This is a genomic window from Geodermatophilus sp. URMC 64 (assembly GCF_053502555.1).
Genome location: NZ_CP199955.1, coordinates 3264767 through 3286160 on the forward strand (window position 1 = coordinate 3264767; position 21394 = coordinate 3286160).

Below are 21394 nucleotides of genomic sequence, written 5' to 3' on the forward strand. Positions count from 1 at the left end.
GTACATCCCGAGGTGGCAGCGCTCCCGAGCCCACCGGGCTGGTGTCCGCTGGGCTGTCGTCCGCGGGGCGGCGCTGGCCCGGTTCCGACGAGGTCCGACCCGCCCAGGATCGCTGGTGGGTCTGGGCAGAAGCGTACACAGCCGTAACACAAGACTCGTGCGATCGGACATCGGCCGCGGCGCGTCCCGGTCAGCCGGGCGCGTCCCGCGGGTCGTGGGCCTGTTCGCCCTGGTCGGCGGCTCGTCCGCGGACGGGTGCCGCCGCGTCCCCGGCGCCTCCGGTGGCGCCCGCGCGGTCCTTCGCCCCGGTCGCGGGGCGTCCGCGGCCGGGTGTGGCCTTCGTCGCGCCCCGGGTGATCACCTCGCGCGGCCGGCCGCGCTGCCAGACCAGGTACGCGACGGCCAGCAGGCCGACGACGATCGAGGTGAAGACGTTGAGCCGCAGGCCGAAGAAGTGCTCCGCGGTGTCGATGCGCAGCATCTCGATCCAGCCCCGGCCCAGGCAGTACAGCGCCACGTAGAGGGCGAACGCGCGGCCGTGGCCGAGCCGGAAGCGCCGGTCCGCCCAGACCACGATGCCCGCGGCGAGCAGGTTCCACACCAGCTCGTAGAGGAACGTCGGGTGGTAGGTGGCGACGTCCTCGTACCCGGCCACCCGGTGGGCCGGATCGATCTGCAGCGCCCAGGGCAGATCGGTCGGGCTGCCGTAGAGCTCCTGGTTGAACCAGTTCCCGAGCCGGCCGATCGCCTGGGCGACGAGGATGCCCGGGGCGATCGCGTCGGCGAAGGCCGGCAACGGGATCTTCCGGCGCCGGCAGGCGATCCAGGCGCCCACACCGCCGAGCGCGATCGCACCCCAGATGCCGAGGCCGCCCTCCCAGATGGCGAACGCCTTCAGCGGCTCGCCGCCCTCGCCGAAGTACGGCTCGGGGGTGGTGAGCACGTGGTAGAGCCGGCCGCCGACGATCCCGAACGGCACCGCCCACACGGCGATGTCGAGCACGTCACCGGGCGCGCCGCCGCGGGCCACCCACCGCTTCTCGCTGATCCAGCAGCAGACGACGATCCCGGCGATGATGCACAGCGCGTAGGCCCGCACGGGCAGCGGCCCGAGCTCCCAGACGCCCTGCGCCGGGCTCGGGATGGACGCGAGGGTCACGAGGTGCCCCGCCGGCGGACGCCCTCGGCGAGCTCGGCGGCCAGCCGGCCCGCGGCGGCGGTGGCGGCCGGCTCGTCGTCGGCGTCCAGCAGCACCCGCACGAACGCCGAGCCGACGATGACCCCGTCGGCGAACCCGGCCACCTCGGCGGCCTGGTCGCCGTTCGAGACGCCGAGGCCGACGCAGACGGCGAGGTCGGGCGCCGCGGCCCGGGTCCGGGCCACCAGCCGCTCGGCGGCGTCACCCACCGTGGCCCGGGTGCCGGTGACGCCCATCGTGGAGGCGGCGTAGACGAACCCGCGGCAGGCGGCCGTGGTCGAGCGCAGCCGGGCCTCGGTCGACGACGGGGCCACCAGGAAGACGCGGTCCAGGTCGTGCGCGTCGGAGGCGGCGATCCACTCCGCCGCCTCCTCCGGGATGAGGTCGGGCGTGATCGCCCCCGCTCCCCCGGCGGCGGCCAGGTCACGGGCGAACCGGTCGACGCCGTAGCGCTCGATGGGGTTCCAGTAGCTCATCGGCACCGGGACGGCGCCGGCGGCGGCCACCGCCTCCACGGCCCGCAGCACGTCGCGCATGCCGACACCGGCGCGGACGGCGACGTCCACCGCCTGCTGGATCACCGGCCCGTCCATGCCCGGGTCGCTGTAGGGGATGCCGACCTCGACGACGTCGGCGCCGTTCTCGACGGCGGCCACCATCGCCGCGATGGAGCCCGGCACGCTCGGGTAGCCGACCGGCACGTAGGCGACCAGCGCCGCCCGGTCCTCCGCCTTCGCCTTGGCGAGGACGTCCGCCAGCTGACTCACAGTTCCTCTCCCGCGTCCGGGCCGGCCACGGCCTCGTCGTTGGTCACGGCGCCCTCGGTGGGCTGCTGGTCGGTGTCCAGACCTGGGCCCGGGGCGGCGTCGTCGTGGTCGCCGAGCCCGAACCACCGCGAGGCGGTCTCGACGTCCTTGTCCCCGCGGCCGGAGAGGTTGACCAGCAGCAGGGCGTCCGGTCCCAGCTCGCGGCCGAGGACCAGCGCCCCGGCCAGCGCGTGAGCCGACTCGATCGCCGGGATGATCCCCTCGGTGCGGCAGAGCAGCGCGAACGCCTCCATCGCCTCGGCGTCGGTGACCGCGCGGTACTCGGCCCGGCCGATGTCGTGCAGGTAGGAGTGCTCCGGGCCCACACCCGGGTAGTCCAGACCGGCGCTGATCGAGTGCGACTCGATCGTCTGCCCGTTCTCGTCCTGCAGCAGGTAGGAGCGGGCACCGTGCAGCACCCCCGGCGTCCCTCCGGTGATCGTGGCGGCGTGCCGGCCGGTGTCGACGCCGTCCCCACCGGCCTCCAGGCCGACCAGCCGCACGCCCTCGTCGGGGACGAACGCGGTGAAGATGCCGATCGCGTTCGAGCCGCCGCCCACGCAGGCCAGGACGGCGTCGGGCAGCCGGCCCTCCCGCTCGAGCAGCTGGGCGCGCGCCTCGTCGCCGATGACCCGCTGGAAGTCGCGGACCATCGCCGGGAACGGGTGCGGGCCGGCGACGGTGCCGAAGACGTAGTTCGTCGTCTCGACGTTGGTGACCCAGTCGCGGAACGCCTCGTTGATCGCGTCCTTGAGGGTGCGCGAGCCGGTGGCGACCGGGATGACCTCGGCGCCGAGCAGCCGCATCCGGGCGACGTTGAGCGCCTGGCGGCGGGTGTCCTCCTCGCCCATGTAGATCGTGCAGGACAGGCCCATCAGCGCGGCCGCGGTCGCCGTCGCGACGCCGTGCTGGCCGGCACCGGTCTCGGCGATGACCCGGGTCTTGCCGATCCGCTCGGTCAGCAGCGCCTGACCCAGCACGTTGTTGATCTTGTGGGAGCCGGTGTGGTTGAGGTCCTCGCGCTTGAGCAGGACCCGCGCGCCGCCGGCGTGCTCGGCGAACTTCGGCACCTCGGTGATCGGGCTCGGCCGGCCGGTGTAGTCGCGCTGCAGCCGGTCGAACTCGGCGAGGAAGGCGGGGTCGACCCGCATGGCCTCGTAGGCCTCGGTCAGCTCGTCGAGCGCGGCGATCAGCGCCTCGGGCACGAAGCGGCCGCCGAAGATCCCGAAGTGCCCGGTCTCGTCCGGCCAGCTCGGGCGCGCCGGCACGAGTCGGTCCTCGGGCGGGTGCAGCGAGCTGGTCGTCATGCGCCGATTGTCCCGTGTGGGGGGCCCTTTGCGGCGCAGGGGGTCAGCGGGTGGTGCGGGGAGTCGCCGGGTGCGACCCGGCGGTGACCAGGTCGGCGACCGCCTGTCGGGCGTCGCCCGCGGTCACCAGCCCCTCCCCCACCAGGACGGCGTCGGCGCCGGCGGCCGCGTAGCTGATCAGGTCGTGCGGGCCGCGGACGCCGGACTCGGCCACCTTGACCACGCCGGAGGGCAGCCCGGGAGCGATCCGCTCGAAGGTCGACCGGTCGACCTGCAGGGTGGTCAGGTCGCGGGCGTTGACGCCGATCACCGAGGCGCCGGCGGCGAGCGCGCGGTCGGCCTCGGCCTCGGTGTGCACCTCGACCAGCGCGGTCATCCCGAGCGACTCGACCCGCTCGAGCAGGCCGAGCAGGGCGTTCTGCTCCAGGGCGGCGACGATCAGCAGGACGACGTCGGCCCCGTGTGCGCGGGCCTCGTGCACCTGGTAGCTGGAGACCACGAAGTCCTTGCACAGGACCGGGACGTCGACCGCGGCGCGGACCGCGTCGAGGTCGGCCTGCGACCCGCCGAAGCGGCGCCGCTCGGTGAGCACGCTGATGACCCGCGCGCCCCCGGCCTCGTACTGGCGGGCCAGCTCCGCGGGGTCCGGGATGTCGGCCAGGGCACCCTTCGACGGGCTCTGCCGCTTCACCTCGGCGATCACGCCCACGCCGGGGGCGCGCAGCGCGGCCAGGGCGTCGAGCGCCGGGCGGGCGTCGCGGCCGGCGGCCATGACCTCCGCCAGGGGCGTGAGCGCCTCGCGCGCGGCGACGTCCTCGCGGACGCCGGCCACGATCGAGTCGAGCACGTTGCCGTTGTGGCCGGGTGACACCGTCACGACGCCACCGTGCCGCGGAGTGGGCTTGCGCACACGCCTCCGGGGTTTCTCGAACTCTGCACGGGTACGTCCCCTCACCAGCCGGATCGGTGGACTCACTCTAGAAGGGGTCCGGGACCGCCCTGACCTGGGGGCGGGGCTGCGGCCTGCCCGCCGACCTGCTATTGCGTCCCGGAGCCGGGCGCGTCGGGCACCCGCCCGGGCGGGTCCGCGGTGGGGTCGAGGCCCCGGTCCAGCGCACGCCAGGCGTCCGCCGCGCGATCCTCCTCCGTCCGCTCGCGCGCCGGTCGTGCCGCGGCTGGTGCGCCCGGGCGCTCGTAGCGCCGTCCCATCGCGGGCCACGTGCGGCCCCGGAGGACGACGAGGACGCCGGTGCCGGCGGCGAGCAGGCCGGCGGCCAGGACGACGACCGGCCACGCGGGCGCGAGATCGGTGCGCGCGTCCGCGAGCGCGTCCCCGGGAACCGGCAGCCCGGCGGCGGCGACGTCGAGCCGGCCGGTGAGCGCGCCGATCCCCGACCAGGCCAGCCCCCCACCCGCGACGGCCAGCACCAGGCCGATGCCGGCCCGGGCGGCCCCGCGGACGGCGACCAGCGCGACGGCCGCGGCGAGCAGCAGCAGCCCCATCGCCGGCACCAGCGGCGCGGCGGCCGAGCCGGTCAACGCCCCGCCGACGGGCGGCAGCGGCGGCGGCCGGTCGACGGTCACCTCCGCCCAGCGCTGGCCGGCGGCGAACAGCGCCAGCCCGCCGGCGACCGCCGTCCCGAGGACCGCCGTCGTCAGCTGCCGTCCGGCACTCACCGGACCTCCCGGAGGCCCTCCGCCGTCGCGATCGCCGAGAGCACCGCCCGGGCCTTGTGCCGCGTCTCGGCCTCCTCGGTGGCCGGGTCGCTGTCGGCCACGATCCCGGCGCCGGCCTGCACGTACGCCCGCCCCTGGTGCAGAACCGCGGTGCGGATCGCGATCGCCATGTCCATGTCACCGCCGGCGTCGAGGTAGCCGACGGTGCCGGCGTACAGCGCCCGGCGGGTGGGCTCCAGGGACTCGATGATCTCCATCGCCCGCGGCTTCGGCGCCCCCGAGACGGTGCCCGCCGGGAACGTGGCGTCGAAGACGTCGAGGGCGTCGCGCCCGGGCTCCACCTGCCCGGAGACGGTCGAGACCAGGTGCATGACGTGGCTGTAGTGCTCGATCCGCATGAAGTCGGGCACCTCGACCGAACCCGGCACGCAGACCCGGCCCAGGTCGTTGCGCGCCAGGTCGACCAGCATCACGTGCTCGGCCCGCTCCTTGGGGTCGGCGAGCAGGTCGTCGGCGAGCTTGAGGTCCTCCTCCGGCGTCGCCCCGCGCGGCCGGGTCCCGGCCGGCGGGTGGACGACCGCCGAGGAGCCGGTCACCGTCACCAGCGCCTCCGGCGAGGAGCCCACGACGTCGAACGGCGTCTCCCGCCCCGCGAAGCGCAGCAGGTACATGTACGGCGACGGGTTGCTGGTGCGCAACACCCGGTACAGGTCGAGGGCATCGACGTCGGTGGCCAGCTCGAAACGCTGGCTGAGCACCACCTGGAAGGCGTCCCCGGCCCGGATGTGCTCGCGGATCCGCTCCACGCCAGCCTGGAACACCCCGGGGGCCATGTTGCTCTCCACCGGCGGCGCGTCGGCGGTCTCCAGGACGGCGACCCCCGGCGGGGTCGCCTTCACCAGGTCGGCGGCCATGGCGTCGAGCCGGGTCAGCGCGTCGTCGTAGGCGGCGGGCGAGCGGTCCAGCGCGTTGGCGATGAGCAGCACCGTGCCGTCGTGGTGGTCCAGGACGGCGAGGTCGGTCACCAGCATCATCGCCAGCTCGGGCATGCCGAGGTCGTCGGCGCTGCGCACCGGCAGCCGCTCGAGCCGGCGGACGACGTCGTAGCCGAGGTAGCCCACCAGCCCGCCGGTCAGCGGCGGCAGCTCCTCGGTCCGCGGCGAGCGCAGGGCCCGCGCCAGCGCGTGGACGGCGGCCAGCGGATCGGCCGGCAGGCCGTCGGTGAGCCCGGGGATCGGCTCGCCCAGCCACTGCGCGGCGCCGTCCCGCTCGGTGAGCACACCGGCGCTGCGCACGCCGACGAAGCTGAACCGCGACCACTGCTTGCCCTGCTCGGCCGACTCCAGCAGCACGGTGCCGGGGCGGCCCGCGGCGAGCTTGCGGTAGATGCCCACCGCGGTCTCGCCGTCGGCCAGCAGCCGCCGGGTGACCGGCACGACCGGCTGCTCGAGCCGCGCGAACTCCTCCCGGGAGGGACTCGTGACGCCGAGCCTCACGCCGCCACCTCCGCCGGCAGCGGCCGGTGGAAGCAGGAGCGCTCCCCGGTGTGGCAGGCCGGCCCCTCCTGGTCGACGAGGACGAGCAGCGCGTCGCCGTCGCAGTCCAGGCGCACGTCGCGGACCCACTGCCGGTGGCCGGAGGTCTCGCCCTTCACCCAGTACTCGCCGCGGCTGCGCGACCAGTAGGTCGCCCGCCCGGTGGTCAGGGTGCGGTGCAGCGCCTCGTCGTCCATCCAGGCGAGCATGAGCACCTCGCCGGTGTCGTGCTGCTGGACGACGGCGGCGACCAGGCCCCCGGGGTCGCGGCGCAGCAGCGCGGCGACGCCGGGGTCCAGGGCGGACTCGACGGGTGGGACGGCGGACATGGCGCCGATTCTCCCCGGACCGGGTCGGGGGCGGGTGCGCGGGCCGCTCAGGCCGGCGCCGCCGCCGCGTCGAACCAGCGGCGGCCGGAGCCCAGGAGCACCAGCCCGAGGCCGACCACCGGGCTCGCGGCGAAGAGCAGCGTGAAGGCGAGGAACGCGCTGCTCGGGTCGGCGCCGGGGATCTCGTCGGCGAGCGCGCTCAACCGGACCGCCCAGTACAGGCACAGCAGCACCTGCACGGCGAACCCGGCGACGAGCACCACCAGCGCCCGCCGCTTGCGGGTGTTGAGCGCCATCACCCCGCCGACGACGAGCAGCACGGCCGAGGCGACCTGGACGATCCCGAGGACGACGCCCTCGGTGGCCAGCGCGCCCATCTCGTCCGGGGCGGCGGACGGGTCCGCGTCGACCACCCCGGCGAACGAGGCGAGGAACACCACGTAGACCGAGGACAGCAGGACCAGCCCGCCCTGGGCGAAGGCGAGGACCCCGGCCGCGATGACCTGGCCCGGCTTCCTCGCGCGCGGCGGCGCCACCGGCCAGGGCGGCGGGTACCCGGGCGGGTAGGCGTAGGCCGGGGCGCCGTAGCCGTACGCCGGCGCCGTCCCGTGGCCGGGCGGCCCGTACGCCGGCTGCGCGTAGGCCGGCTGCGCGTAGGCCGGCTGCCCGGTGGCCGGCGGGCCGGCGTAGGGCGCCCCCGGCTCGGTGGGCGAGTCCGGGTCGGCCCAGGGGCTCGGTCCGCTCACAGCGCCCCCGCCACGGCGCGCCCGGCGGTCCGGCCCGAGAACAGGCAGCCGCCCAGGAAGGTGCCCTCCAGCGAGCGGTAGCCGTGCATGCCGCCACCGCCGAAGCCGGCGACCTCCCCGGCCGCGTACAGGCCGGGGAACACCTCGCCGCCGGGGCGCAGCACCCGGCCGGACAGGTCGGTCTCCACCCCGCCGAGCGTCTTGCGGGTGAGCAGGTTCAGCCGGACCGCGACCAGCGGGCCGGCGTCCGGGTCGAGCAGCCGGTGCGGCGGCGCGACGCGGATGAGCTTGTCGCCCAGGTAGTTGCGGGCGCCGCGGATCGCGGTCACCTGCAGGTCCTTGGTGAACGGGTTCGCGACCTCGCGGTCCCGGCAGACGATCTCGCCCTCGACCGTGGCCAGGTCCAGCGCCGGCTCGCCGCCGGTGATCCGGTTCATGCCGGCCACCAGCTCGGCCAGGGTGTCGGCGACGACGAAGTCCTCCCCCCGCTCGAGGAACGCCTTCACCGGCCCGGCGACGCCGGCCTTGACGCGGGTGAGCAGCAGCCTGACGTCCTTGCCGGTCAGGTCCGGGTTCTGCTCCGAGCCGCTGAGCGCGAACTCCTTCTCCACGATCTTGTGGGTGGCGACGAACCACGTGTGCTCGTATCCGGTCTGCCCGATGTGGGCCAGCGTGCCGAGGGTGTCGAAGCCGGGGAACAGGGGCACCGGCAGCCGCCGGCCGGTCGCGTCCAGCCACAGTGACGACGGCCCGGGCAGGATCCGGATGCCGTGCTTGTCCCAGACCGGCGAGTGGTTGGCCACGCCCTCGGTGTAGTGCCACATGCGGTCGCGGTTGACCACGCTGGCGCCGGCGGCCTCGGTGGCCTCGAGCATCCGGCCGTCGACGTGCGCCGGGACGCCGGAGAGCAGCCGCCGCGGCGGCGGGCCGAGGCGGGCCGGCCAGTTCCTGCGCACCAGCTCGTGGTTGCCGCCGATGCCGCCGGAGGTGACGACGACGGCCTGCGCGGCGATCTCGAAGGGCTCGACCTCGACCCGGGAGCTGGCCTCGCCCCGTGCCACGTCGCTGGGCTCCAGGACGTGCCCGCGCACGCCGGTGACCGCGCCGTCGGTGACCACCAGCTCGTCGACCCGGTGGCGGAAGCACAGCTGCAGCCGGCCCTGCTCGGCGGCGGCCCGCACCCGGCGGGCGAACGGCGCCACGATCCCGGGCCCGGTGCCCCAGACGATGTGGAAGCGCGGCACGGAGTTGCCGTGCCCGGTCGCGGTGTAGCCACCCCGCTCGGCCCAGCCGACGATCGGGAAGAACCCGATGCCCTGCTCCTTGAGCCAGGCCCGCTTCTCCCCCGCCGCGAACTGCAGGTAGGCCTCGGCCCACTGCCGCGGCCAGTGGTCCTCCTCGCGGTCGAACCCCGCGGTGCCGAACCAGTCCTGGCGGGCCAGCTCGAGGGAGTCGTGGACCCGCAGCCGGCGCTGTTCCGGCGAGTCGACGAGGAACAGCCCCCCGAACGACCACCAGGCCTGCCCGCCCAGCGAGCCCTCGGGCTCCTGGTCGAGCACGACCACGCGCTTGCCGGCGTCGGCCAGTTCGGCGGCGGCCACCAGCCCGGCCAGGCCGGCTCCCACGACGACGACGTCGGTCTGCGTTGTCACGACCGCGACGCTAGCGGGACCGTCCGCCTCCCCGCCGTCCCCGGGGGAGCGACGCGCCCGGCCGCTCCACACCCGCACCGGCCGGCGCAGGGTCAGCGCCAGGCAGCCGATCGGCCCGATGAGCAGCAGCAGCGGCTGCCACAGCGCCGTCCCGCCGGCCAGCGCACCGAAGAGCGCGACGAGGGCCAGCAGGCCCAGCAGCAGGACGACGCTCACCACGGTCAGCACGAGCCAGCCCCGGCCGCGGCCGACGACGACCAGGACCGCGCCGGCCATCGACAGTCCCGCCAGCAGCACGGGGACGGCGAGGTACCAGTCCCAGGTCGACCCCGGCGCGTAGAGCAGCCAGGCCAGGTATAGGTACTCGGCGGCGACCAGGAACGCGAAGACGGCGGCGAAGGGGGCCTCGAGCGGCCGTGTCCGCGCGGCGGGGGCGGCGGCCGGGCGCAGCGGCGCGGAACGCGGCGAGCGTCGCGCCGCCACCCGGGAGCGGGAGGAGGTGGACGGCATGGGGCGCAAGCGTAGGCCGGGGACCTGGTCAGCAGGTCACGGACGGCTGGACGTCGGCTGAGGTGTGCCCGGGTAGAGCCGGTGCCACCGCCGCAGCGACACCCACCGGCGGACCGGCGGCAGCGCCGCGAGCACCGCCGTCGCGGCCGAGATGAGCCAGGCGACGATCGTGGCCGCCGAGCCCGCCCCGCCGAGGCCGCCGAGGACGAGGCCGACGGTGAGCAGGGCGGTCATCAGGGCGGCCGACACCGTGAGCCCCAGCCACGCCCGGCCCAGCAGCAGCCGGACGGCGCCGACGAGCAGGCCGGCGACCCAGCCGATCGTGGCGATGAGGACCAGCCAGGTGGCGCCGCCCCCGTCGGAGCGGTCGGCCGCGAGGGCGAGCGCGCCGTTGCCGATGCCGAGCAGCAGGTACGCCGCGGGCAGCGCCAGCACCGCCGCCGTGATCGCCGCGAGGGGCGGGCGGCGCTCCGGATCGCTGGCGGCGGGCACGAGCCGAAGACTACGGCCGCGGCCCCCTCCTTGGCGTCCCCGAGCCACCGATGGTCCCGCGGCGAGATTCGCCTCGTCGTCGTCATCGACGCGGGGTCACGACACTCAGGCGAAAGTCGGCGCCGACTCCAGGGGGCCCTTCCGTCAGGCCACGGGCTCGGGCTGGCCCGCCGACGAGCGCCGCCAGGAGGCGTGCAGCCGGGCGTAGGGACCCTCGGCGCCCACCAGCTCCGCGTGGGTGCCGCGCTGCACGACCCGGCCGGCGTCGACGACCAGCACCTCGTCGGCCCGCTCGGCGGTGGAGAGCCGGTGCGCGATGGTCAGCGTCGTCCGGCCGTCGGTGAGCTTGTCCAGCGCCCGGGTGAGCCGCTGCTCGGTGGCCGGGTCGACCGCGCTGGTCGCCTCGTCGAGGACGAGCAGGTCGGGATTCGCGACGTAGGCCCGGGCGACGGCGACCAGCTGCCGCTCCCCCGCCGACAGCGACTCGCCGCGCTGGCCGACCGGGGTCGCCACGCCGTCCGCCAGGCCCTCGACCCACGCGCCGAGCCCGAGCTCGTCGAAGGCCGCGGCGACGTGCGCGTCGGTCATGCCGGGCTTGCCGTAGCGGACGTTGTCGGCGACGGTCGCGTCGAACAGGAACCCGTCCTGCGGCACCATCACCACCCGCTCGCGCAGGCTCGCGAACGCGACCTCCTTGAGCGGGACGCCGCTGAGCAGCACCTGCCCCTCGACCGGGTCCATCAGCCGGGTCACCAGCTTGGCGAACGTGGTCTTGCCGGAGCCGGTCTCGCCGACGATGGCCACCCGGCGGCGCGCGGCGATCTCGAGGTCGACGTCGTCCAGGGCCTTCGCGGCGCCCGGCGCGTAGCGGAAGGAGACGTGCGCGAAGCGCACGGACAGCGGCCCCTCCGGCAGGGTCCGGGCCCGCCCGGTCAGGGCCGGGTCGCGGACGTCGGGCTCGGTGTCGAGGACGTCGAGCACCCGGCGGAAGCCGGCGAGGGCGTTCTGCGCCTCGTTGAGCACCTCGCTGGCGGTCTGCACCGGGGCGACGAACAGGGTGACGAGGAACAGGAAGGCGACCAGCGTCCCGGCGGTGATGTGCCCGCCCACGCCGAGCAGCACGCCGACGATCACGACGGCGGCGTTGGCGATGGCCGCGACCAGCTCGCCGGTGACGTAGACGGCGGCGGTCGTCTTCTGCGCCCGCACCGAGGCGGCGTAGTGGCGGTCGATGGCCCGGTCGATGCGGGCGGCGGTGCGCTCGCGGACACCGTAGGCCCGCACGGTCGGGGCGCCGACGACCGACTCGGACACCGCGGCCAGCACGTCGCCGACCCGCTCCCGGACGGTGCCGTAGACGACCGCGAGCTTCTTGGCGAAGAAGCGCACCGCCACGGCCAGCGGCAGGAAGCAGACGATCACCAGGACGGTGAGCTGCCAGGAGTAGACCGACATGACGGCGATCGCCACGATCAGCTGGCCGACGCTGATCACGCCGAGCACGCCGCCCCACTGCATGAACACCGACAGCTGGTCGACGTCGCTGGTCACCCGGGAGACCAGCGAGCCGCGCCGCTCCCCCTGCTGGTGCAGCACGGAGAGGTCGTGCACGTGCCGGAACGCCCGCACCCGCAGGCCGGCCAGCGCGGTCTCCGTGGTCCGGAAGAGCCGGACGTTCATCCGGTACACGGCGACGGCGGTGATCAGCACGACGACCGCGCAGACGGCCACCAGCCAGCCCACCAGGCCGAGGTCGGGGCCGCCGGAGCCCGACAGCCCCTGGTCGATCGTCTGCTGCACCGCGATCGGGACGACGACGCGGCCGGCGGTGGCGATCAGGGCGAGCAGGAAGGTCAGCGGCAGCCCGCGGCGGAATTCGGGCATCATCCGCAGCCCGCGGCGCAGCGTGGCGAACGCGCCCTCGGTCTTCCTGTCGGCGGGGAGTTCGATCTCGCTCATGCCGCGGCCGCCTCCTGGTAGGCGCGGACCAGCGCGGCGTAGTCGGGGACGCTCGCCAGCAGCTCCTCGTGCGTGCCGCGCGCGGTCACCCGCCCGTGCTCCAGCCAGATCACCTCGTCGGCCAGGGCGATGGTGGCCTGCCGGTAGGCGACGACGACCACCGTCGACGGCGGGTCGGTGGCCCGCAGGGCGTCCAGGATGCGCTGTTCCACCGCGGGGTCGACGGCGCTGGTGGCGTCGTCGAGGACCAGCAGCCGGGGCTTCCGGACGACGGCCCGGGCCAGCGCCAGGCGCTGCCGCTGCCCGCCGGACAGCGAGGCGCCGCGCTCGCCGACGCGGGTGTCGAGGCCCTGCGGCAGCGCGGCGACGAACTCGTCGGCGGCGGCGGTGCGCAGCGCCGTCCACACCTCGTCGTCGGAGAAGTCGCCGCCGAGGGTGACGTTGCCGCGGACGGTGTCGTCGAAGAGGAAGGTGCCCTGCGGCACGAAGGCCGCCTGGCCGCTGACCTCGCCCTCGCGCAGGGTGCGCAGGTCGACGCCGTCGAGGAGGACGTGCCCGTCGGCCGGGTCGACCAGCCGGACGAGCAGGCCGGCGAGCGTCGACTTGCCCGACCCGGTGGGGCCGACGACGGCGAGCGTGCTGCCGGCGACGACGTCGAACGTGACGCCGGTGAGCGTGCTGCGGTGCGCGCCGTCGAAGGCGAAGTCGAGGCCGGCGACGGTGAGCGCGGCGCCCCCGGTGCCCCGCGGGGCGGCGTCCGGGCCGTGCGGCGTCTCGCCGGTGGCCTCGAGCACCGGGGTGACCCGGTCGAAGCCGGCCAGCGCCCGCGGCAGGTCGGCGAGCACCCAGCCGATCGCCCGGATCGGCAGGGTCAGCAGGCTGAACAGGTAGGCGACGGAGACCAGCGCGCCGGCGTCGGTGGCGCCGTCGGCGACCCGGCTGGCGCCGATCAGCAGGATCGCGAGGATGCCGAGGTTGGGCAGCGACTCCAGCAGCGGGTCGAACAGGCCGCGGACCCGGCCGACGGCGACCAGGCCGTCGCGCAGCTCGAAGGCCCGCTCCTCGAAGCGGCGGGTCTCGGTGTCCTCCCGGCCGAGGGTCTTCACCACCAGGCCCGCGTCGAAGCTCTCGTGGGCGATCTCGCTGACCTCGGCGCGCAGCTGCTGCGCCCGCTGCATGCGCGGGCTCATCACCTGCGAGTAGACGACGTTGGTGAGGAAGACCAGCGGGAAGACGACGAGGCCGACCAGCGCCAGCCACGGGTCGGTGAGCACCAGCGCGGTCACGGTGATCGCGATCATCACCAGCGAGCCGCAGGCGAACGGCAGCGGGGCGACGAAGAACCAGGCGCTCTCGACGTCGGAGTTGGCGTTGGACAGCAGCTGCCCGGTGGGGTGGCGCTGGTGCCACGACAGCGGCAGCCGCAGGTACTGGCCGGTGACCCGGCGGCGGTAGTCGGCCTGCAGCCGGTACTGCATGACGCCGGCGAACAGCCGCCGGCCGAGGATGCCGAGGATCTTCAGGACGGCGACCGCGACGATCGCGGTCGCGGCGAGGGCCAGGGCGCCGGCCGTCGTCCGGCCGTCCCGGAACGCGGGGAGGATCACCCGGTCGGCGACCTCGCCGACGACGTAGGCGCTGGCCACCGTCATGGCGGCGTAGACGCCGCTGCCCAGCAGGGCGAGGGCGAACATCCCGCGCTGCTCCCTGATGGCGCGCGCGACGTGGCGCAGTCCGCGCCGCACGACGGCGTCTCGGCGGCGGGGCACAGCTCTCCTCAGGTCGTGCGGGACGGCTTCCCGACTGTACGTGATCGTTAGGGACGCTAACCGGTGTCGCGGCGGTGGCGGGGCACCGTGGCTAACGTGGCGGGATGAGCAGCTCTTCCCGGCCGCTGGCCGAGCGCGAGCGCGCCGACCTCGCCGACCTGCTGGAGGCGCTCGGCCCCGACGCGCCCACGTGCTGCGCGGGCTGGGACACCGCGCACCTGGCCGCCCACCTGGTCGTGCGGGACCGCCGTCCGGACGCGCTGCCCGGCTACGGCCTGGAGCGGCTCTCCCCGGTGCTGGGCAGCTGGGCCCACCGGGTCGAGGACCGGCTGCGCGGGTCCACCGGCTACACCGACGTGGTGGCGCGGGTCCGGTCGGGACCGGCGGCGTACCTGCCGATGGGCTGGCCGGGCGTCGGGACGCTGCTGAACACCACCGAGTTCGTCATCCACCACGAGGACGTCCGGCGGGCGCGCCCCGGCTGGACGCCCCGCCGGCTGTCCCGGGCCGACCAGGACCAGCTGTGGCGGGCGGTGAAATTCCTGGCCCGCCAGGCCGCGGGCCGGGGCCGGACGCTGGTGCTGCGCCGCGCCGACGTCCCCGGCGCGGAGAAGCGGATCGGCAGCGGCGAGCGGGAGAAGGTGCTCACCGGCGAGCCGCTGGAGCTGCTGCTGTGGCTCAGCGGCCGCAAGGACGTCGCCCGCGTCGCGGTGTCGTGATCCGGAGGAGATCCGTGCGGGTCACGCGCACGGATCTCCTCCGCTCACAGCCGGGGGTCGACCGGCTCGGACTCCAGTGCGAGGACGGCGAACACGCACTCGTGCACCCGCCACAGCGGCTCGCCGCGGGCGGCCCGCTGCAGCCCCTCGAGGCCGAGGGCGTACTCGCGGTGCGCCAGCCCGCGCTTGCGGCCCAGCGCGCGCACGCGCAGCCGGTCGAGGTTCTCCGGGCGGGTGTAGTCCGGGCCGTAGATGATCCGCAGGTACTCCCGGCCGCGGACCTTCAGCCCCGGCTGCACGAACCCGCGGCGCCCCCGGGTCAGGTTGGCCGCCGGCTTGACCACCATGCCCTCGCCGCCGGCCGCGGTCAGCTCGGCCCACCAGGCGGTCGCCGCCTCCTCCGCGGCCGGGTCGGTGACGTCGACGAACCGGTGCGTCGTCGGCCGGAGCAGCTCCGGGTCGGCGGCGACCAGGCGGTCGGCCAGCGCCAGGTGCCAGGCGTGCTCGCGGTCGGCGAAGGCCGCACCCTCGGCGGCGAGCAGCTGGAACGGCGCGACCGAGATCCCGGCCAGGCCGTCGGTGGGCCAGCAGTACCGGCGGTAGGCGTCGGCGAACGCGCGGGCGTCGGCGTCCCGCTCCCGCTGCCGGTCCAGCAGTTCGGTCACCTCCAGCCCCCGCGCGGCCGCGGCCTCCAGCACGGCGACCGCGGCGGGCAGGGCGGTCCGGGCCGCGGCGCCGACCGCCGCGTACTGGGTGCGGATCAGGTCGCCCGCCTTCGCCGACCACGGCAGCAGCTCGGCGTCGAGCAGCACCCAGTCGCTGCCCAGCTCGTCGAACAGCCCCGCCGTCCGGACGGCGGCGGCCAGCCCGGCGAGCAGCTCGGCGGTCAGGGCCGGCCCGAAGAACGACCGCCCGGTCCGGGTGTGCACCGCTCCCCCGCCGTCGGCCCGGACCAGCGCGACCGCCCGCGAACCCATGTGCTTCTCCTGGCAGACGACCCGCGCGACGCCCTCCCCGCGGTAGTAGGCGAACGCCTCGGCCGGGTGCTCCAGCAGCCCGGGCAGCGCGGAGGTGGCGACCGGGCTCATCGTCGGCGGCAGGTACAGCAGCTGCTGCGGCGCGATCGCGAACCGGCTCATCACCTCGATCGCGGCCGCGGCGTTCTCCGCCCGCACGGTCACCCGCCCGGCGACGCGCGTGTCGACGACCCGCTTGCCGAGCACGTCGTCGACGTCGAGGACGTCGTCCGCGCGGGCCGGCGCGGCCGCGGCGGCCGCACCCTCCGGCAGGAACGGCCGGGCCGGCACGTAGTAGGTGCGGTGCGCCGGGACGGCGACCACCTCCCGCTCCGGATAGCGCAGCGCGGTGAGCCGGCCGCCGAACACGCAGCCGGTGTCGAGGCACAGGGTGTTGTTCACCCACTCCGGCTCGGGCACCGGCGTGTGGCCGTAGAGCACCATCGCGCGGCCGCGGTACTCGGTCGCCCACGGGTAGCGGACCGGCAGGCCGAACTCGTCGGTCTCCCCCGTCGTGTCGCCGTAGAGCGCGAAGTCGCGCACCCGGGCGCTGGCCCGCCCGTGCAGCTTCTCCGGCAGGCCGGCGTGGGCGACGACCAGGTTGCCGCCGTCCAGGACGTAGTGGCTGACCAGCCCGTAGCAGAACCGCTCGACCTCCGCGCGGAACTCCTCGCTCTCCTCCTTCAGCTGGGCGAGGGTCTCCTCCAGGCCGTGGCTGATCCGCACGTTGCGCCCGCGCAGTGCCCGCACCAGCTTGTGCTCGTGGTTGCCCGGCACGCAGAGGGCGTGTCCCGCGGCGACCATGCCCATGACCAGCCGCAGCACGCCCGGGGAGTCCGGGCCGCGGTCGACCAGGTCGCCGACGAGGACCGCCGTCCGCTCGTCGGGGTGGACGGCGTCGACGGGGCGGCCCTCGTCGTCCCGGACGAGCCCGTAGCCGAGCGCGGTGAGCAGCTCCTCGAGCTCGGTGCGGCAGCCGTGCACGTCGCCGATCACGTCGAACGGGCCGGTCAGCTCGCGGCGGTCGTTGAACTGCTTCTCGTGGACGATGGTCGCGGCCTCGACGTCCTCCGGGGTGGCGAGGACGTGCACCTTGCGGAACCCCTCGCGGCCGAGGCCCTTCAGGCCGCGGCGCAGGTCGGCCCGCTGCCGCCGGACGACACCTGGGTCGAGGTCGCGGTCGGCGCGTTCAGCGGTCCGCTCCAGCAGCACCCCTTCCGGCAGGTCGAGCACGATCGCGACCGGCAGGACGTCGTGCTCGCGGGCGAGCTGGACGAGGGACGCGCGGTCCTCGCGCTTGACGTTGGTCGCGTCGACCACGGTGAGCAGCCCGCGGCGCAGCCGGACGCCGGCGATCGCGTGCAGCACCTCGAAGGCGTCCGGCGTCGCCGCCTGGTCGTTCTCGTCGTCGGCGACCAGGCCGCGGCAGAAGTCGCTGGAGAGCACCTGGGTGGTGGGGAAGTGCCGGCGGGCGAACGTGGACTTGCCGGAGCCGGAGGCGCCGATCAGCACCACCAGCGCGAGGTCGGGGACGGCGAGCTCGCTCACGCGGCGACCTCCGCCGGGGTGCGGGTGAACACGGCCATCTGGGTCGGCGGGCCGACCTCGGGGTCGTCGGCGCCGACGGGGACGAACCGGACGGCGTAGCCGTGCCGGCCGGCGACGCCGGAGGCCCACGCGGCGAACTCCGCGCGGGTCCACTCGAACCGGTGGTCGCGGTGCCGCATCGTGCCCGCCGCGAGGTTCTCGTAGCGGACGTTGTGCTCGACGTTCGGCGTCGTGACGATCACCGTGCCGGGCGCGGCGTCGGCGAAGACGGTCCGCTCCAGGGCGGGCAGCCGGTCGGGGTCGAGGTGCTCGACCACCTCCATGAGGACGGCGGCGTCGTAGCCGCGCAGCCGGGCGTCGGTGTAGGTCAGCGCGCCCTGGCGCAGCGTGATGCGGGCGCGCTGCCGCTCGGGCAGCCGGTCCAGGCGCAGCCGGCGGGCGGCCTCCTCGAGGGCGCGGGCGCTGACGTCGACGCCGACGATCTCGGTGAGCTCGCGGTCGTTCAGCAGCGCGGAGAGCAGCGCCCCGTTGCCGCAGCCGAGGTCGAGGACGCGGGTGGCGCCGGCGGACCGGAGCGCGGCCAGCACCGCGCCGTGCCGCTGCAGGACCAGGGGCACCGGGCGGTCGGGGACGTCGGCCGGGTCCGGGACGGCGTCGTCCAGCCGGTCGGCGTCGAGGTCGTCGACCTCGGCCAGCCGGGCCATGGCCTCGCGGGCGAGGCTCGTCCGGTGGGCCAGGTAGCGGCGGGTGATCAGCTCGCGCTCGGGGTGGCCGGCCAGCCAGCCGCCGCCGGCGCGCAGCAGCTTGTCCACCTCGTCGGTGCTCACCCAGTAGTGCTTGGCGTCGTCGAGCACGGGCAGGCCGACGTAGAGGTGGTTGAGCGCGTCGGCCAGGCGCAGCGTGCCGGTCAGCCGCAGGTCGAGGTAGCGCGAGTCGCCCCACTCGGGGAACCGCGGGTCCAGCGGCACCGGCCGGGCGTCGATCCGCCAGCCCAGCGGCGCGAAGAACTGGGCGGCCATCCCCGCTCCGCCGCGGCAGGACAGCGCGGGCAGGTGCACCTCGAGCGGGATCGCCGTCTCCGCGAGCTCCGGCCGTTCCTTGCTCACGCCGCGGCGGGCGCTGGCGAACGCCTTGCCCAGGGCGACGGCGAGCAGACTGGATGCGGCGTACGGGCGGTCGTTGACGTACTGGCCGAGGCTGAACCCCTCGGTGCCCCGTGAGCCGCGGACCAGCGCGATCGGGTCGACCTCGAGCAGCAGCGCGACCGTGCAGCGCTCGCCGGTGGCCTCGGGGTAGAAGACGTGCGCCGTCCCGGCCGAGACCTCGACCGTCTGCGCCCGCGCCGGGTTCTTGTGCAACAAGAAACCCAGGTCGGTGGCGGGCGCGTGGGTGGTCGACAGCGTCAGGAGCACCGCTGGAGTCTCGGCAGCCGGTACGCGATCGTCCAGTCGTTTGCGGAGGGGATCCGCGCGCGTGACGCGCACAGATCTCCTCCGCTCAGCGAGACGACGGGGAGACCGGCGCGCAGGCGAGCGCCACCAGGTCCTCGGGTGGTAGCCGCAGGCCCTCCTCGAAGGCCGCCTCGAAGGCCGCGGGGCCGAGCGCCGCCCGCAGGTTCGACTCGGTCTCCGCGTGGGACGACTGATCGGTGAGCCACACGCCGACGCCGATCGACCGGCGGACGGCCTCGGCGCCGCCGAAGAGCGTGGTCCCGACCCGGGCGTCGCCCTCCTGGAGGGCGACGGCGGCGAGCCCCTCCAGCGCCCGGGCCTTCACCTGCCGGTCGGCATTGCCGGTCGCCGCGAGCGCCTGGCGGAAGGCCCGCCGCGCGGCCTCGGTGCCGCCGAGCTCCGAGTGCGCCCACCCCAGGTTGACCAGCGCGTAGCCGAGCAGGGGATGGGATCCCCACATCCCCTGGAACGTTTCGGAGCGCTGGATCCGGACGCTCTCCTCCAGCAGGTCGAGGGCTTCCTCGGCGCGTCCGGACACGACCAGCACGCGGCCGAGCGCGAACAGGGCGAAGGCCAGCTTCCAGGGCCGGCCCTCCCGGCGGAGGACGGCGACGGCCTCGCGTTCCAGGCGCTCGCCCGCTCCCACGTCCCGGCCGGCCACGACGACGCCGAGGAAGATGCCGTCCGCGGCCGCCCGGGCCTCGTCGCCGAGCTGCTCGTGGAGCCGGCGGGCCTCCTGCAGCGCCTGGAGGGTGGTCGCCGGGTCGCCGTGGCCGAAGGCCAGGGACCCCCGGACGTACTCGGCGACGGCGCGCCCCTCCTCGCCCAGCGCCGGGGAGCCCAGCGCCGCCTCCATCCAGCCGATGCCCTCGTCGAAGACCGACCACCCCCACCAGATCGGCCACAGTCCTTCACCCATGCTCGCCACGCGATCGGGTTGTCCGGTGTCGCGGAACCAGGCCAGCGCCGCACGGATGTTGTCGGCGTCCGCGGCGAAGCGCTCCCAGGAGCGCGCACCCGGGGCGTTGTGGATGCCGACGACGGACGTCCGCGCCATCTGCTCGAAGTACTCGGCGTGCAGGGTCGCCGCGACGTCGGCCTGGCCGGAGGACTCGAGCTGCTCCAGGGCGAATTCCCGCACCGTCTCCAGCATCGCGAACGACGGGACGCCGTCGACCGGGCGGCCGGTGCGGATCAGGCTCTTGTCCGCCAGCGACAGCAGGCCCTCGAGGGCGTCCCCTCTGCGCTCGTCCTGCCCGCAGACGGCCTCGACCGCGTCGAGGAAGAAGCCCCCGGAGAAGATGCCGACCCGCGCGAAGAGCGCCCGCTCGTCCTCGTCGAGGAGGTCGTAGCTCCACTGGATGGTGGCCCGCACCGCCCGCTGGCGGGCGGCGACGTCCCGCGGGCCGCCGGTGAGCAGGGTGAGCCGGTGGTCCAGCCGGCGCAGGATCACCTCCGGGTCGAGCGTCCGCACCCGCGCGGCGGCCAGCTCGATCGCGAGCGGCAGACCGTCGAGCCGTCGGCAGATCTCGGCGACGAGACACGTCCGGCGGTCGTCCAGCTCGAGCTGCGCGCCGGCCGCGCGTGCGCGGTCGAGGAACAGCTCGACCGCTTCCGAGTCGCGGCAGCCCACCGCCTCGCGGGGATCCCCGAAGGGCAGGGGCGGGACGGAGATGACGTTCTCGCCGGTGAGGTGGAGGACCTCGCGGCTGGTCGCGAGCACACGGACACCGGGGGCCTCGGCGAGCAGCCGCACGATCAGCGGTGCCGCGTCGACCACCTGCTCCATGTTGTCGAGCAGCAGCAGCATCCGCCGGGTACGCAGCACGTCGATGACGGCGTCGAGCGGCGAGCGGCCGAAGGTCTCCGGCAGGCCCAGTTCCGTGGCGATCGCCGCGGGCACGAGATCGGCCTGGCGGACGGCGGCGAGGAGCACGGGCAGCACGCCGTCGGGGAAGGACTCGGCCAGCTCCGCGGCGACCGCCATGGCCAGGCGCGTCTTCCCGATGCCGCCCGGGCCCACGAGGGTGACCAACCGGACGTCGTCGGACGTCAGCAGGCGACGCAGCTCGGCGAGTTCGGGCCCCCGGCCGACGAAACGGTTCGTCGGCGCCGGCAGGTGCGCCGAACGCCGGGCCGGGACGGCGGGCGGCAGGTCCTCCGCCTCCTCCGGCGGACCGAACCGCTCACTGAGCAGCACGGCCAGGTCGTCGGCGACGAGTCCGGCCAGCTCGTCGGGTGTGCTGAAGCGCCGGTAGGACAGCCCCTCGTTCGCGATCCGGTCCAGCATCTCCGCGAGCCGCGGGTCGCGGTCGGGAGCCGGCGACTTGACGTAGATCAACCGCGGCTTGTCGCCGGAGGCGAGGTACTCGTCCTCCAGCCCCGACACCGTCTCCCCGGGCGCGATCCAGCCGTACTGCTGCCAGTAGATGCCGAGGAAGACGTGGCTCTGGTGCAGGTAGGCGAGGTAGAGCTCCTTCGGCGGGTGGGGCCGCGCCCCCAGCTCGAACAGGACCGGGGTGAGGTGCAGCGCCGCCACCGCGTCGCGGACAGCGGCGCGCTCGGCGGCCAGCTCCCGCATCGTGGAGCTGATGAAGACCCGGACCCGCTGGTCCGGCGTCTGGATCCTCGCCACGCCGCACCTCCGCGCCGGTCACCCTGGCCGCGGCGGTGCGCCGGG

At 75.3% G+C, this 21394-nt stretch carries 16 protein-coding genes; 1 reads left to right on the forward strand and 15 read right to left on the reverse strand.

Translation table 11 applies throughout. From position 1 onward, the window contains the following. Positions 1 to 190 precede the first annotated feature (190 nt). The 12 genes from lgt to ACWIYF_RS15930 all read right to left on the reverse strand — a co-directional run bounded on the left by lgt (position 191) and on the right by ACWIYF_RS15930 (position 13980). Positions 191 to 1159 (reverse strand): prolipoprotein diacylglyceryl transferase, encoded by a 969-nt coding sequence (gene lgt, locus ACWIYF_RS15875; RefSeq protein WP_448623787.1) that lies wholly within the window; start codon positions 1157 to 1159, stop codon positions 191 to 193. Continuing rightward, a complete protein-coding gene (gene trpA, locus ACWIYF_RS15880) occupies positions 1156 to 1965 on the reverse strand; it encodes a tryptophan synthase subunit alpha (protein WP_448623788.1) in 810 nt (269 codons plus the stop codon). The genes lgt and trpA overlap by 4 nt, the downstream gene beginning before the upstream one ends. Next, on the reverse strand, positions 1962 to 3311 hold the full coding sequence (trpB, locus tag ACWIYF_RS15885) for a tryptophan synthase subunit beta (protein ID WP_448623789.1): 1350 nt from the start codon (positions 3309 to 3311) through the stop codon (positions 1962 to 1964). The genes trpA and trpB overlap by 4 nt, the downstream gene beginning before the upstream one ends. A gap of 43 nt (positions 3312 to 3354) precedes the next feature. Next, a complete protein-coding gene (trpC, locus tag ACWIYF_RS15890; RefSeq protein ID WP_448623790.1) occupies positions 3355 to 4188 on the reverse strand; it encodes an indole-3-glycerol phosphate synthase TrpC in 834 nt (277 codons plus the stop codon). A gap of 161 nt (positions 4189 to 4349) precedes the next feature. Further along, a complete protein-coding gene (locus ACWIYF_RS15895; RefSeq protein ID WP_448623791.1) occupies positions 4350 to 4988 on the reverse strand; it encodes a Trp biosynthesis-associated membrane protein in 639 nt (212 codons plus the stop codon). After that, complete coding sequence (locus ACWIYF_RS15900) at positions 4985 to 6484, reverse strand: anthranilate synthase component I (protein WP_448623792.1); 1500 nt, start codon at positions 6482 to 6484, stop codon at positions 4985 to 4987. The genes ACWIYF_RS15895 and ACWIYF_RS15900 overlap by 4 nt, the downstream gene beginning before the upstream one ends. After that, positions 6481 to 6852 (reverse strand): phosphoribosyl-AMP cyclohydrolase, encoded by a 372-nt coding sequence (gene hisI / locus ACWIYF_RS15905; RefSeq protein WP_448623793.1) that lies wholly within the window; start codon positions 6850 to 6852, stop codon positions 6481 to 6483. Before hisI ends, ACWIYF_RS15900 begins: the two co-directional genes overlap by 4 nt. Before the next feature lie 47 nt (positions 6853 to 6899). Then, complete coding sequence (locus ACWIYF_RS15910; protein ID WP_448623794.1) at positions 6900 to 7598, reverse strand: hypothetical protein; 699 nt, start codon at positions 7596 to 7598, stop codon at positions 6900 to 6902. Beyond that, entirely contained in the window at positions 7595 to 9760 is a 2166-nt protein-coding gene (locus tag ACWIYF_RS15915) for an FAD-binding dehydrogenase (protein ID WP_448623795.1), read from the reverse strand. The genes ACWIYF_RS15910 and ACWIYF_RS15915 overlap by 4 nt, the downstream gene beginning before the upstream one ends. 36 nt (positions 9761 to 9796) lie before the next feature. Beyond that, positions 9797 to 10252 carry a hypothetical protein gene (locus tag ACWIYF_RS15920; RefSeq protein WP_448623796.1) on the reverse strand — a complete coding sequence of 152 codons (456 nt, stop codon included), beginning with the start codon at positions 10250 to 10252 and terminating at the stop codon, positions 9797 to 9799. A gap of 144 nt (positions 10253 to 10396) precedes the next feature. Continuing rightward, on the reverse strand, positions 10397 to 12211 hold the full coding sequence (locus ACWIYF_RS15925; protein ID WP_448623797.1) for an ABC transporter ATP-binding protein: 1815 nt from the start codon (positions 12209 to 12211) through the stop codon (positions 10397 to 10399). Further along, positions 12208 to 13980 (reverse strand): ABC transporter ATP-binding protein, encoded by a 1773-nt coding sequence (locus tag ACWIYF_RS15930; protein WP_448623798.1) that lies wholly within the window; start codon positions 13978 to 13980, stop codon positions 12208 to 12210. The genes ACWIYF_RS15925 and ACWIYF_RS15930 overlap by 4 nt, the downstream gene beginning before the upstream one ends. Before the next feature lie 104 nt (positions 13981 to 14084). Between ACWIYF_RS15930 and ACWIYF_RS15935 the strand changes: the two genes are divergently transcribed. Beyond that, complete coding sequence (locus ACWIYF_RS15935) at positions 14085 to 14699, forward strand: TIGR03085 family metal-binding protein (RefSeq protein ID WP_448623799.1); 615 nt, start codon at positions 14085 to 14087, stop codon at positions 14697 to 14699. A 44-nt stretch (positions 14700 to 14743) separates the two neighbouring features. On the opposite strand, the gene ACWIYF_RS15940 is transcribed toward ACWIYF_RS15935, so the two are convergent. From ACWIYF_RS15940 to ACWIYF_RS15950, 3 genes are all read right to left on the reverse strand, one after another. Beyond that, positions 14744 to 17263, reverse strand: coding sequence for a polynucleotide kinase-phosphatase (locus tag ACWIYF_RS15940; protein WP_448623800.1), 2520 nt, complete (start codon positions 17261 to 17263; stop codon positions 14744 to 14746). After that, on the reverse strand, positions 17260 to 18675 hold the full coding sequence (locus ACWIYF_RS15945; RefSeq protein ID WP_448623801.1) for a 3' terminal RNA ribose 2'-O-methyltransferase Hen1: 1416 nt from the start codon (positions 18673 to 18675) through the stop codon (positions 17260 to 17262). The genes ACWIYF_RS15940 and ACWIYF_RS15945 overlap by 4 nt, the downstream gene beginning before the upstream one ends. An 85-nt stretch (positions 18676 to 18760) precedes the next feature. Continuing rightward, positions 18761 to 21349: a DUF4062 domain-containing protein gene (locus ACWIYF_RS15950; RefSeq protein WP_448623802.1), complete on the reverse strand. Its 2589-nt coding sequence runs from the start codon at positions 21347 to 21349 to the stop codon at positions 18761 to 18763. Between the last annotated feature and the right edge of the window lie 45 nt (positions 21350 to 21394).